A 13,083-nucleotide genomic window follows, 5' to 3' on the forward strand; every position below is an offset into this window, starting at 1 on the left:
CTTAACGCGTGAACGCCTGAACATTGCCCGCATCAACATTCAAAATGTTGCCAGTCGACTTCGACGAGGTTTCGGCAGCGAAGAAATAGCAGGCCTCGGCAATGTCTTCGGGGAGGACAGAGCGCTTCAGCATCGAGCGGTTGCGATACATCTCCTCCAGACCCTCTTTGTCGGTTCCATAGGTCGAAGCGCGTTGGTCCAGCCAGTCGCCTTCCCATATTTTTGACCCCTTCAGAACTGCATCGGGGTTCACGACATTGACCCTGATCCCCGCATCAGCGCCTTCTAAGGCCAGACAACGCGCAAGGTGAATTTCCGAAGCCTTGGCCGTGCAATAGGCGGAGGCATTGGGTGAGGCCGCGAGACCATTCTTGGAGGCAACGAAGACGATCGATCCTCCCATGTCCTGCACGCGCATCACCTTGAAGGTCTCTCGGCTGACAAGGAAGTACCCGGTCGACAGGATGTCCATGTTCCGGTTCCAAAGTTCCAGCGTGGTGTCTTCAACCGGAGCGGAGGAGGCGATTCCGGCATTCGACACAAGGACGTCAACGCCACCGAATTCGACGGCGATTTCGGCCAATGTATGGGCGACCGCAGCTTCGTCCGTTACATCCATCAGGATGGATCTCACCACGTCCGTTCCGAATTCCTGTGTCAGGGTGGCTTCGGTGGTCGCCAGACCATCGGCATTGATGTCGGCCAGCATCACGCAGGCACCCTCGGCGAGGTATCGCTGGGCGGTCGCTGCCCCGATCCCCCCGCTCCGCCGGTGATCAGCGCGACGCGGCCCGCGAGTGACTTGGGCTTCGGCATGCGCTGCAACTTGGCCTCTTCCAGAAGCCAGTACTCGATATCAAAGGCTTCCTGCTCGGGCAGGCCGCAATATGTGCTGACTGCGCTCGCCCCGCGCATGACGTTGATCGCGTTCACATAGAATTCGCCTGAAATCCGGGCCGTCGCCTTGTCCTTCGCAAAGGTGATCATGCCGACGCCGGGAACCAGGTAAACGACGGCGTTCGGGTCACGCATTGTAGGCGAATTGTCGTGTTTGCAGCGCTCGTAATAGGCCATGTAATCGTCGCGGTAGGCCGCCACCTGCGCCGGAAGACCTTTCAAGACCTCATCAAGGTTGTTCCGTACGGGATCGAAGTCCACGACGAGGGGGCGGATTTTCGTGCGCAGGAAGTGATCTGGACACGAGGTGCCGAGTGCGGCCAGCGGCACCATGTCTCTCGCATTCACGAACTCCAGCACGCCGTCGGAGTCGTTGAAGTGCCCAACCATATGTTGGTTGCCGCTGACGAACCCGCGGATCGCAGGCATCAGGCGCGCGGCAACGGCCTTGCGTTCCGCCGGTGAAAGGCTTTCACATTTTCTACCGCCGAAGGCCGAGACATCCGCAGTTTTTTTGTGAAGCCATTTCGTGGCAACATTGATCACATCGATTGTGCAATCGTAGCAGTCCTTCGCCGTATCCGCCCATGTAAAGAGCCCGTGGCTCTCCAGAACCACACCGTCAGCCTCCGGGTTCTCAAGGCAGAATTTTTCCAGCCAAAGGCCCAACTCGTATCCGGGGCGCTTCCACGGCAACCATCCGATACGATCACCGAAGATATCTTGTGTCAGTTTGCGCGAGTTCCTCGATGCTGCAATCGCGATGATCGCATCGGCATGGACGTGATCGACGTGCTTGCGCGGCACATAGGCGTGCAGCGGCGTGTCGATGGAGGCGGCCCGAGGATTCAGGTCGAACGTGCAATGGGGCAAGTAGCCAACCATCTCGTCCTCAAACTCCTCGCCTCGATAAAGCCCTTTGAGCGCGTCCAGTTTGTCCATGTAAAGCGTTGCAAACCCATCGCGCGTCATCGAGCCAATGTCGCCTCCCGACCCCTTGACCCAGAGAACTTCCACGCCCTTTCCGGTCAACGGATCGACTTCCATAACCTTGGCAGAGGTGTTCCCGCCGCCGTAATTGGTCACGCGCTTGTCTGATCCGAGGGTATTGGAGCGATAGAGCAGCAGGTCCGATTCGGACATTCCGGCCACTGCTTCCTCGTCCCACTTGTTTTCCAGAAGTTGGTTTTCAAACGTTTTCAACAATTTGCCCTCTCGATCGTCCGGGTTTGGAGGTGGGATGTTGCTGACTACAGCCTTAATATGATGCGGCGACATGTCAATCAATAACGATCAAGACTGATCATTCTGCAATGCAGCATGATTGATAATGATTGAAATTGATTGACAGGTGTGGCGAATCTGCGCACCGTCAACCCAATGGGAGGCGCATTTGCACGAAAAAGAACGACATAGAATCATCCTTTCGGCGGTGCAGGACCGGCCCGTGGTAACGGTGGTGGACTTATGCAGCCTGACAGGTGTGTCAGAGGCAACGATCCGGCGGGACATTTCCACGCTGCACATGCAACAGAAAGTGCGCCGCGTCCGAGGCGGGGCCGAGGCGATCACCCCGCCGCAGTTCGTCGGGCTCGCCGGACGGCCGTTCACGGTGAACGAAACCCTTCGGACCAGCGAAAAGCAAGCCATCGCCCGCGCTGCCGTCGACATGTGTGAGGATGGCGACAGCATTATCATCAACGGCGGCACCACGACCTTCCAGATGGTGCATCCACTGGCCAGCCGACGATTGCAGGTCTTTACGAATTCATTCCCGATTGCCGAGCACCTGCTGAAGCATTCCAAGAACACGGTCATGCTGTCTGGCGGAACGATTTATCGCGAACAGAACATCATCCTGTCGCCGTTCGACAATGATGTGACGCGCAATTTTTATGCCAAGCGTATGTTCATGGGGGCACAGGGCATGGGCCCAATTGGCCTGATGGAGGCCGACCCTCTGCTGATCCAGGCCGAACAAAAGCTCATTGGTCAGGCTGATGAACTTGTCGTCTTAGTCGACAGCTCGAAATTCAGCCAACGGTCGAGCCTGGTTCTGTGCCAGCTCGAACGTATCAGTTCAGTCATTACCGATGACGGTATTTCGGACAAGGCGGCGGCCATGCTGGAAGCCGCCGATGTGGAACTTATCGTCGCCAATGCCGGCGGCGTCCAAGAGGAAGAGGTGGCCTCTTAACCACCTCACAGACGAAACGACACATTGTGACTTTCAGGGAGGATCGAAATGAAACGTCGTACATTCACTTCAGTGGTTGCCGGGCTGAGCCTTGCGGCAAGTATGATGGGATCAACAGCTTTGGCCCAGGACAATATGCGCATTGCCCTCGTCGTCAAGGCGCTGGGCATCGGTTTCTTCGAGGCTGCAGCCGAAGGCGCGGAAGAGGCCGCAGGAGAGCTTGGCAATGTCGAAGTCATTTACACCGGCCCGACAGATACCACGGCAGAAGGTCAGATCGAGGTCATCAATTCACTGATCGCTCAAGGCGTTGACGCCATCGCAATCTCGGCCAACGACCCTGATGCTGTGGTGCCGGCGCTCAAGAAGGCGATGGACCGCGGGATCACCGTGATTTCCTGGGACTCGGGCGTGGCAGACGGTGGTCGCCAGATGCACCTGAACCCGTCGTCTACCGAGTTGATCGGGAACACGATCATCAAGCTTGCCGCCGATCACATGCCAGATGGCGGGGACGTTGCGATCTTGTCGGCAACAGCAACTGCGACCAATCAGAATGCCTGGATCGAAGCGGCCAAGGGCGTCCTGCCGAACTACGAGGGGGTCAACCTGGTGGCAACGGTCTACGGCGACGACCTCTCCGACAAGTCTTACCGTGAAGCTCAGGGCCTCATGGCGTCCCACCCGGACCTGAAGGCGATCATCGCCCCGACAACGGTTGGTATTCTTGCCGCCTGCCAGGCAGTTAGCGACGCCGGTAAGATCGGGGAAATCAACGTTACCGGTCTGGGTCTGCCGTCTGAAATGGCGGGTTGTGTCGACTCGGGCGCGACGAAAAGCTTTGCGATCTGGAATCCGATCGACCTTGGTTACTCCGCGACCATGCTGGCGCATGCAATTGCAAATGGGGCGGACGCGGCTGCGGGCGCCGAGATTCCCATGGGTCGGATGGGCACCGTCACGTTGGACGACACCAATTCGGCCGCAATGTCGGATCCGTTTACCTATGACAGCTCGAACATCGACCAGTTCAAGTCGATCTTCTGATGTGAACACGGTCCGGCGCGGGCAGCGACCCGCGCCGGACGGCCCGCCACTCACGAGAAATCGAACAGTCGCCATGCAGTTGGAGTTGAGACCCGACGTGTCCGTCCAAGCCGCCTTCGACGCAGAGCCCCTGCTGTCGCTTTCGGGGATCACCAAGACTTTCCCGGGTGTACGGGCGCTGTCTGAGGTATCACTGAAGCTCTATCCGGGAAAAGTAACCGCTCTGGTTGGCGAAAACGGTGCGGGCAAGTCGACATTGGTGAAGGTCCTGACCGGCATCTACCAGCCGGACGAAGGCGATATCCAGATTAAGGGCCAGCCGGTGCGTTTCCCGAACCCACAGTCAGCAGAAAGCGCTGGTGTCACGGCAATCCACCAGGAAACCGTTCTGTTCGACGAGTTGTCCGTGGCCGAGAACATCTTTCTCGGGCACGCGCCAAAGGGGCGGTTCGGGTTGATCGACAAGGGCGCAATGGCGACGCGCGCACGCGAGATTCTGTCCGGCATCGGTGCAAAGATCGACCCTGGTGCAACCTTGAAAGACCTTGGCACAGCGAACAAACACCTCGTCGCCATCGCGCGGGCGCTCTCCATCGACGCGAGCGTCGTGATCATGGATGAACCGACAGCGGCCCTGAGCCAGAAAGAAATTGAAGAGCTTTACGCGCTCGTTGACGACCTGAAACGCCAAGGCAAGGCGATCCTGTTCATAAGCCACAAGTTTGACGAAGTATTCAACATTGCGGATCTCTACACCGTCTATCGCGACGGTCAGATGGTCGGCGAAGGTGCGATCGCCGAAGTCAGCGAGCCCGAGCTTGTGAAAATGATGGTTGGCCGCGATGTCAACCAGATTTTCCCCGAGCGACCACGCAACATAGGCGCCGAACTACTGGTGGTGGACACCTACGAACACCCGACCGAATTCGCGGACATTGGCTTTGCCCTTCGTCGCGGCGAAATTCTCGGCTTTTACGGTCTTGTCGGCGCCGGTCGCTCGGAGTTCATGCAGGCGCTATTCGGGATCACCCGGCCTTCGGGTGGGGCGGTTAAGATCGACGGGGTTCCCGTCACCATTCATTCCCCAGCCGATGCCGTGCAAAGCGGTATCGTCTATGTGCCTGAAGACAGGGGCAGACAGGGCGCCATCGGTGCGCTGCCGATCTTCCAGAACGTGACATTGCCCTCGCTGGCGCGCACATCCCGCCGTGGCTTTCTCAGGCTCGCAGAAGAATTCAAACTCGCCCGCGAATACACCGAGCGTCTGGACCTGCGCGCAGCTTCCTTGGACACGGATGTCGGCAACCTGTCGGGCGGTAATCAGCAGAAAGTCGTGATTGCCAAATGGCTGGCCACGCAACCCAAGGTCATCATCCTGGACGAACCCACCAAAGGCATCGACATCGGATCAAAGGCAGCCGTGCATGAATTCATGGCCGAACTTGCCGCTCAAGGGCTCGCCATCATCATGGTCAGTTCGGAAATCCCTGAAATCATCGGCATGTCGGACCGGGTCATTGTGATGCGCGAAGGCCGGATTGCCGCCGAACTGGATCGCCAGGACATCACCCCGGAAACGCTGGTTGGCCATGCCGCGGGGATCCGGGAGGTGGTGCAATGAAACGGATACTGGCGTCTCGGGAACTCTTGCTTCTTGTGGTCATCGGGCTGCTCCTGGCGTTGATCGCGTTGCGGTTTCCGGCCTTTGTTGCGCCCTCCAACCTTGCTGTCGTCTTCAATGATACGTCGCCGCTGATCCTGCTGGCCATTGGACAGATGATCGTGATCCTCACCAAGTGCATCGACCTTTCTGTCGCGGCCAACCTCGCGTTGACCGGCATGGTCGTTGCGTTGATCAACATTGCCGCACCGGGGTTGCCGGTTGCTGTCATTGTCGTCATCGCCATCGGGTTTGGCGCTCTTCTTGGCATGTTCAACGGAGTGCTGGTGTGGACGCTCTCCATTCCGCCGATTGTCGTGACCCTTGGCACAATGACCATATTTCGCGGGATCATTTTCCTTCTGACCGAGGGCAAATGGGTCAACAGCCACGAGATGAGCGATGCGTTCAAGGCTGTCCCACGAACAGATGTCCTTGGCCTGCCGGTCCTCAGCTGGATCGCCATTGTGGCGGTAATCCTGTTTTCGGTTGTCATGACGCGAACGACCCTTGGTCGTGCGTTCTATGCCGCCGGGGGCAACCCCCACGCTGCGACCTATGCCGGGATTAACGTTGGCCGGACCCAGTTCTGGGCCTTTACCATCTCGGGCGCAATTGCAGGGCTGACCGGATACCTGTGGGTGTCGCGTTTTGCCGTTGCCTATGTCGATGTCGCCGGCGGTTTCGAACTGACCGTCGTCGCGGCCTGCGTCATCGGCGGCGTGTCCATCATGGGCGGCATCGGAACCGTTACCGGAGCGCTGTTGGGTGCGCTGTTTCTTGGCATCATCGCCAATGCGCTTCCCGTCGTGAACATCTCGCCGTTCTGGCAGATGGCGATCTCGGGCGGGGCCATCATCATCGCGGTTGTGTTGAACGCGCAGGCCAACCGCTCGCCAGGTCGCGTCATTCTGAAACGTGCGGAGCATGCCACATGACGACCACCCGTAGCATCCCCGACCGCCTGCAGACCCCGCTGGAGCGGAACCTGAAAAGCTGGGAAAGCCTGTTGCTCTTGGTGGCCATTGGCATCTTCGTCGCCAACTCCTTTGCGTCGCCCTATTTCTTGAATGCCTGGAACCTGTCGGACGCGACGTTCAATTTCACCGAAAAGGCGATGATTGCTTTCGCCATGGCGCTGCTCATCATCTCGGGTGAGATCGACCTGTCCGTTGCAGCCATCATCGCACTGGCCTCAACCGCCATGGGTGCAGCCGTACAGGTGGGCGTGGGCACACCAGGCCTCGTCATCATCGGGCTGTCCGTCGGTTTGCTATGCGGGGCCTTCAACGGGGTTCTCGTCACAAGGCTCGGGTTGCCTTCCATTGTGGTCACCATCGGCACGATGAGCCTGTTTCGCGGGATCAGCTTCATCATCCTCGGCGATCAGGCCTATCGGGGGTATCCGCCCGAGTTCGCTTTCTTCGGGCAGGGTTACGTGTGGTGGGTCATCTCGTTCGAGTTCGTGTTGTTCGCGATCATCGCCGTCCTCTATGCGATCATCCTCCACATGACCAACTTCGGGCGCGCGGTCTATGCCATCGGCAACAACGCCACTGGCGCCCTCTTTTCTGGCATTCGGGTTGGTCGCGTGAAGTTCATCCTGTTCCTTTTGACCGGGCTCATGTCCGGTGTCGCAGCGATCTGCCTTACGTCTCGGCTTGGCTCCACCAGACCGTCGATTGCCTTCGGTTGGGAGCTCGAGATCGTCACCATGGTCGTTCTCGGGGGTGTAAGTATCCTGGGCGGTTCGGGCTCCATCCCCGGCGTCGTGATCGCAGCCTTTGTTATGGGTCTGGTCACCTTCGGGCTTGGATTGCTGAATGTACCGGGGATCGTGATGTCGATTGTGATCGGCGCACTCCTGATCTCGGTCATCGCGCTGCCACGGCTCTGGTCGATGTGGAGGGGTTGAGTTGGAAAAATATGCCTTCAAAATGCGCCTCAATCCGGGCTGCAAAGACGAATACAAAAAGCGCCATGACGAGATCTGGCCCGAGCTGCTCGCCTTGTTGAAGGACGCCGGAGTGTCGGATTATTCAATTCATCTGGACGAAGAGACAGGCACACTTTTTGGCGTCCTCTGGCGAAGCGATGGTCACATAATGGATGCTTTGCCGGAACATGACATCATGCAGCGCTGGTGGGCCCATATGGCGGATATCATGGAGACAAGGCCCGACAATGAACCGGTGGCGGTTCCTCTGACGCCTGTGTTTCACATGCCATGACCCCCAGGCACGTCGCGGTCATCGACATTGGCAAGACCAATGCAAAACTTGCCTTGGTCGATACGTCGGACCTGTCCGAGATTGCCGTGGTCACACGACCGAACGCCGTAGTTGAGGGACCACCCTATCCACATTTCGATGTGGATACGATTTGGGCGTTCCTTGTGCAGGCGCTTGGAGCGTTTCACGAAGAGCATGGCATCGACGCGATATCGGTCACCACACATGGGGCGTCCGGTGCCCTGATTGCCGCGGACGGAACTCTGGCCGCGCCGATACTCGACTACGAGCACACCGGGCCGCACGCCGTGGCTGACGCCTATGACGCACTGCGGCCTGCTTTTGAAGAGACCGGATCACCAAGGCTGCCCATGGGCCTGAACCTGGGTGCGCAGATCCATTGGCAGTTCCAGCAGGATCCCACGCTCTTTGATCGCACGGCGTCCATTGTGACCTACCCCCAATACTGGGGGCATCGTCTGACCGGCGTTTTGGCCTGCGACGTGTCTTCGCTGGGCTGTCATACTGACCTTTGGTCCCCGTTCGAGGAACGGTATTCCGCGCTTGTCGATCGACTGGGCATCCGACACAAAATGGCTCAGTCACGGAAATCGGCAGACATATTGGGCCTTGTGCGCCCCGAGGTGGCGGAGCGCACCGGCCTTAGCCCAGACACACCGGTGCATTGCGGCGTTCACGATTCCAACGCTTCGTTGCTGCCTCATGTGATGCAAAACGATCCACCGTTTTCTGTCATATCGACCGGAACCTGGGTCATTGCCATGACAGTGGGCGGACCCACAGATGCGCTGGACCCGTCCCGCGACGCCCTGGTCAACGTGAATGCCCTCGGCGCGCCAGTGCCTTCCGCCCGTTTCATGGGCGGTCGAGAGTTTGAGATCATTAGGGATGGCCATAGCGCGGTGTTTGATGCGGTAGCGCTCGGCACTGTTGCCAATCAAGGTCCTCTGCTGTTGCCTGCGGTCGTGCCGGAGAGCGGCCCCTTTCAAGGGCGCATACATCGCTGGATCGGGCCGGAGCCGGAACAGGGAACCCCCGAGCGCACAGCAGCGCTCAGTTTTTACCTCGCGATGATGACTGCGGAATGCCTGTCGTTGACCAGTCACCGCGGCACGATCATTGTCGAAGGCCCATTCGCAGCGAATGCTGGCTACTGCGCGATGCTGTCTGCTGCCACGGGGTGCCCTGTCGAGGCCGCTGTCAGCGTCACCGGGACAAGCCAGGGAGCGGCATTGCTCGCCATTGGACATGGCGCGACACCAACGAGGCCAAAGGCCAAACGGTACATTCCTGAGGATTGCGCGAAATATGCCGCATACGCCAACAGGTGGAGGGAAGCCGTGCTTCGCCCTTGAGCCTATGGCGCCACTTGCGGCCAGAGGGACGTTTTGAAGCAACCGGCAGCCCACATCGGATATTCGCCAGAAACGAACCGGGGTGGCGGCGCCTTGATGCACCTTACCATCGAAGAAAACCTGGAAGACGGCTTAGCAAGGTCTCACACGCGTCACTCAATGGCTGTCCATGGAGTGAACCCAGACCTCTGCCTCGGGTTCATGCGGGGCCCGCGTTCCGTCCGTGATGGCACCGAGCCTCCGCGCCACAGCCTGCGAGCGCGTATTGTCCCGGTCGATGTAGCTGTAGAGCCTGTCCAACCTCAGTTCTTCACGGGCCCACGTCTTGACGGCCATCGCCGCCTCGGTGGCATAGCCCTTTCCCTCAGCGCCTTCGAACAGATGCCATGCCAGCTCTGCGTCCGGCCAGTTCGAATGCTTGATCAAGCCCACGCGGCCGACGGGATCCCCCGTCTGCTGTTCAACGACTGTAAAAAAGCCGAAGCCGTGCCAATGCCAGTGGCCAATACCGGTCAGAAACCCGAACCAGGCCTGTTCCGCCGTGACTATCTCGCCCTGCGCTTCCATCGACGGGGCGCTGGTCATGAACCGGGTGAACGCCGGTAGATCACTCCGGTCGGGCCCACGCAAAACCAGCCGCTTCGTTGTCAGCATTGGTGCGGTCGAGAGACTTTTCATTGGACGCCTTTTCGGTCGTGGGCCTGGGGAACAGGCCAGTCCTGTATAGCGACGGGTTGCGCATGACCGAAAGCCACCATTCAAACTTCCACAGCATCCGAAATTTGTCAGTTCGATCCGGACTGCAAAGGCATTGCTGCTACGCCATAGACGAAAACATCGGACCTGCACCAGCAGTTTTCGGCCAAGGTGATCCTTCCGTTTATTAACTGCATCGGAGTGAGTGGGGGAATGCTATGCAGGAGCGGCGTTCATTGGTGAGCCGAAACGCCCAGGTTGGCTCGAACTGCGCCCCGGTTGTCGAACTTGCATACTGAGAAAGCTGTATGATCCCGCCCGATCCCCAAGATATTGTGCGCACATTCACGCACATCACCGGCATCGATATCGTCACTGACGACGTTCATATGCAACTGATCTCCAAATATTCAGACCGAATGGTGCAGCGCGTCAAAATCGGCGAAGCATTCTATTTCTTGAAAACCTTCGATGACACGCGTGAGGAGGCGCGCAATGCGTGCGAGCGCGAGATTTATGCAATGACCGTGCTAGGCGACACGGGTCTCGCACCCAGGCTGCTAGCCTTTGATCGCAACGACGCCTTTATCATCACCGAACGGGTGCCGGGGCACATGCTTGAATCTGCGCTCACGGAAGATACCTTGGCCGAACGGGCCTACCAGATTGGGGAATGGTCGGCGCGGTACATCGGATATCAACCACGTCGCGAAACGGATATCGATTGGTTTGACTACATTCGACAGTATTCCGGCATTGTCACGCAGGAGACTGAGAATGAGGCGCGGCAACGGTTCAGCGGGCGTCCGACACCGCAATTCGCGCTTGCCAAACATGACCAGTCGCCGATGAACTTCATCCTGACGCCGGACAACACCCTTGTTGGAATCGATTTTGAACGCACCCGGTTCAAACCGTTAGGTTGGGACGTGATCGCCGCCGCCTGGGTGCTGTTGAAACGGTTTCCGGGTCGGAACGCAGACATCGTTGCATCGCTTTGCGCAGGTTGGAACAGTGTCGCGCAGGATGATCTGCCCGACATCCCGGCTGATGTGGTCACGTTCTTTGCACGGCAGGCGGTCCAGACGGAGTGGGCACGTACGCCATATCGCTGAACCGTTCGTCTATTGCCGGGCACGCTCCAGTTTGCCCGCTTTCACGCCAGCCGTCACATGCGCCTCATAGGCTTTGAGCGTGGTGCGGGCAGACGGACCATAGGCAGCGATATCGGTTTCAAGCTCGGGAAAAAGCTCGAATATCTCGCGCCGCGTGGCGTCCTCCATGCTGTCGAGGCCCACGGCACCGGGGTGGAAACTCTCGCTCGCCATGCCTTCAGCAAAGATGATCTCGTGGCAATCAAACAGAATGTGGAAGTATTCCACCTCCGCCACCTCTTCGATGACAACCTTCACGCCATCAACCAGATGCTTGGCGGCTGTCAGTGTTTCCGAACAGCCAAACAGCATCTCCATGCCCGGGTTTCGGATCAGAATGCGGTGCTGTGGCGACACGACAACATCGCGATCGTTGTCAAAAGCGCCGCTCAGAATGCGGATCGGCGCCAGATGCCCCACGCCCGCAACCCGGCTCGCGCCGATCCAGCGGATTTGCTGAAACCCGTTGTCCATTGTGAATACATCGTCGCCGACGGCCAGGGCCTCGATTGCTACCTCGCCCGCGCGGGTCAGGATGCGGGTGCCCCGGGCAAAGCAGATGACTCCGATCTGCTCCCAGTCATCCAGACTGATTTGGGTGCCATCCTCCAGTTCGAACTCAACGGTTTCGTCATCATCCGGATCGGCGCTCGGGTCCCCTTCCTGGATGCTGAACACACCGTCGCCATCAGTGTCCACATAACCCGCGTCGGCAAGTGCATCCAGAAATCGCGCGCGTTCATCATCGGTAAGCCAACTGATGTCCAGGTTCAGGCTGTCCAGGTCGGTCGTTGCCGAGCCTCCACCGCCATCCAGCGTCAGACCCGCCGAACCGCTGCCGACAAGCCCTGTGCGGTCGATGGTGCCGATATTGGCAACGTCGGCATCGCTGCCCATGTCCAGGTCTTGCAACGACAGATCAGCGCCTGTTGTAACCGTGTCGTTGCCCGTACCGGTGTCAATATTGCCAACGGTATTGCCATCACCAAGCGTGATGATGTCGTCATCACTGCCGCCCAGGATGTCCTCTTCAAACACGTTGTCGTCACCGGCCACCAGCGTGTTGTTGCCACTGCCAAGTGTCAGATCGCTCTCAATCGTGTTGCCGTCGCCAAGGGTAATCTCATCGTCACCATCGCCCACATCGAAATCTTCGATCGTGCCGTCGCTGCCAATGCTGACGGTGTCGTTGCCATCGCCCAATTCCAGGGCCTTGGAACCCTGAAGCAGGGCATTGTCACCTATCACGACGTTGTTGTCGCCATCGCCGATTTCGATATTGCTCAGGACGGTCGCGTTATCGCCAAGGATGATGGTGTCGTTGCCATCGCCCGAACTTGTGATCGTGTTGATCGTAACGCCGTCGCCTGCGTTTACGAACGCGTCGGACGCGCCCGCCAGGTCCAACTCGAAATCCGGCAGTTCTACGTTGTCAGCGATCGTGAACGTGGGCGACAGATCATTGTCGTCTCCGTCCAGATCCAGCGTCACCTCGTTGGGATTGGATTCACTGATCTGGATTTCAAAGCTGACCGGTGCTGACTGACCGGAGGCGATTTCAAACGACACATCGCTTTCGAGCGAGGGGTCGATGATGAAGATATCTCCGACAGAGACGGAGTAAGTGCCTTGGTTGTTGGATTCAGTAATTGTCGTTGTTACCATGCGAGTTCTCCTGTGCTGCACGAGAATTCGAAGTACCAAGCGCCGAGTCGTATCTCCCGGCATGGTGGTATTGTACAGAACAGCAGCCCTATAGATAGGGCTGCTTGTCCCGCTACAGGAAACAGTTTGTTTCGAGCGGTGGTCTAGCGGTGTCTACGTA

The 13,083-nt window shown here is 58.4% G+C and carries 10 protein-coding genes and 1 pseudogene; 8 read left to right on the plus strand and 3 right to left on the minus strand.

Going from position 1 to position 13,083, the window contains the following annotated elements; all coding sequences use genetic code 11:
- Position 1: 1 nt before the first annotated feature.
- A pseudogene (locus tag ACMHLQ_RS16490) lies at positions 2–2,040 on the minus strand (bifunctional rhamnulose-1-phosphate aldolase/short-chain dehydrogenase).
- A gap of 250 nt (positions 2,041–2,290) precedes the next feature.
- On the opposite strand from ACMHLQ_RS16490, the gene ACMHLQ_RS16495 reads away from it, so the two are divergent.
- From ACMHLQ_RS16495 to ACMHLQ_RS16525, 7 genes are all read left to right on the plus strand, one after another.
- Positions 2,291–3,094: a DeoR/GlpR family DNA-binding transcription regulator gene (locus tag ACMHLQ_RS16495; protein ID WP_415401784.1), complete on the plus strand. Its 804-nt coding sequence runs from the start codon at positions 2,291–2,293 to the stop codon at positions 3,092–3,094.
- A 48-nt stretch (positions 3,095–3,142) separates the two neighbouring features.
- A complete protein-coding gene (rhaS, locus tag ACMHLQ_RS16500) occupies positions 3,143–4,141 on the plus strand; it encodes a rhamnose ABC transporter substrate-binding protein (RefSeq protein WP_415401785.1) in 999 nt (332 codons plus the stop codon).
- Positions 4,142–4,214: 73 nt separating this feature from the next.
- Positions 4,215–5,762 carry a sugar ABC transporter ATP-binding protein gene (locus ACMHLQ_RS16505; RefSeq protein WP_415401786.1) on the plus strand — a complete coding sequence of 516 codons (1,548 nt, stop codon included), beginning with the start codon at positions 4,215–4,217 and terminating at the stop codon, positions 5,760–5,762.
- Complete coding sequence (locus ACMHLQ_RS16510) at positions 5,759–6,739, plus strand: ABC transporter permease (protein WP_415401787.1); 981 nt, start codon at positions 5,759–5,761, stop codon at positions 6,737–6,739. The genes ACMHLQ_RS16505 and ACMHLQ_RS16510 overlap by 4 nt, the downstream gene beginning before the upstream one ends.
- Positions 6,736–7,716 (plus strand): ABC transporter permease, encoded by a 981-nt coding sequence (locus tag ACMHLQ_RS16515; RefSeq protein WP_415401788.1) that lies wholly within the window; start codon positions 6,736–6,738, stop codon positions 7,714–7,716. The genes ACMHLQ_RS16510 and ACMHLQ_RS16515 overlap by 4 nt, the downstream gene beginning before the upstream one ends.
- 1 nt (position 7,717) lies before the next feature.
- Complete coding sequence (gene rhaM, locus ACMHLQ_RS16520) at positions 7,718–8,032, plus strand: L-rhamnose mutarotase (protein ID WP_415401789.1); 315 nt, start codon at positions 7,718–7,720, stop codon at positions 8,030–8,032.
- A complete protein-coding gene (locus ACMHLQ_RS16525) occupies positions 8,029–9,408 on the plus strand; it encodes an FGGY-family carbohydrate kinase (RefSeq protein WP_415401790.1) in 1,380 nt (459 codons plus the stop codon). Before rhaM ends, ACMHLQ_RS16525 begins: the two co-directional genes overlap by 4 nt.
- Positions 9,409–9,564: 156 nt before the next feature.
- Here ACMHLQ_RS16525 and ACMHLQ_RS16530 read toward each other — a convergent pair whose 3' ends face one another.
- Complete coding sequence (locus ACMHLQ_RS16530) at positions 9,565–10,086, minus strand: GNAT family N-acetyltransferase (protein WP_415401791.1); 522 nt, start codon at positions 10,084–10,086, stop codon at positions 9,565–9,567.
- Between the two features lie 326 nt (positions 10,087–10,412).
- Between ACMHLQ_RS16530 and ACMHLQ_RS16535 the strand changes: the two genes are divergently transcribed.
- A complete protein-coding gene (locus ACMHLQ_RS16535) occupies positions 10,413–11,219 on the plus strand; it encodes a hypothetical protein (RefSeq protein ID WP_415401792.1) in 807 nt (268 codons plus the stop codon).
- 9 nt (positions 11,220–11,228) lie between these two features.
- Here the strand turns inward: ACMHLQ_RS16535 and ACMHLQ_RS16540 are convergent, their stop codons facing one another.
- Complete coding sequence (locus ACMHLQ_RS16540) at positions 11,229–12,923, minus strand: Hint domain-containing protein (protein ID WP_415401793.1); 1,695 nt, start codon at positions 12,921–12,923, stop codon at positions 11,229–11,231.
- Between the last annotated feature and the right edge of the window lie 160 nt (positions 12,924–13,083).

The organism is Tateyamaria algicola, assembly GCF_047715485.1.
Lineage (GTDB): Bacteria > Pseudomonadota > Alphaproteobacteria > Rhodobacterales > Rhodobacteraceae > Tateyamaria.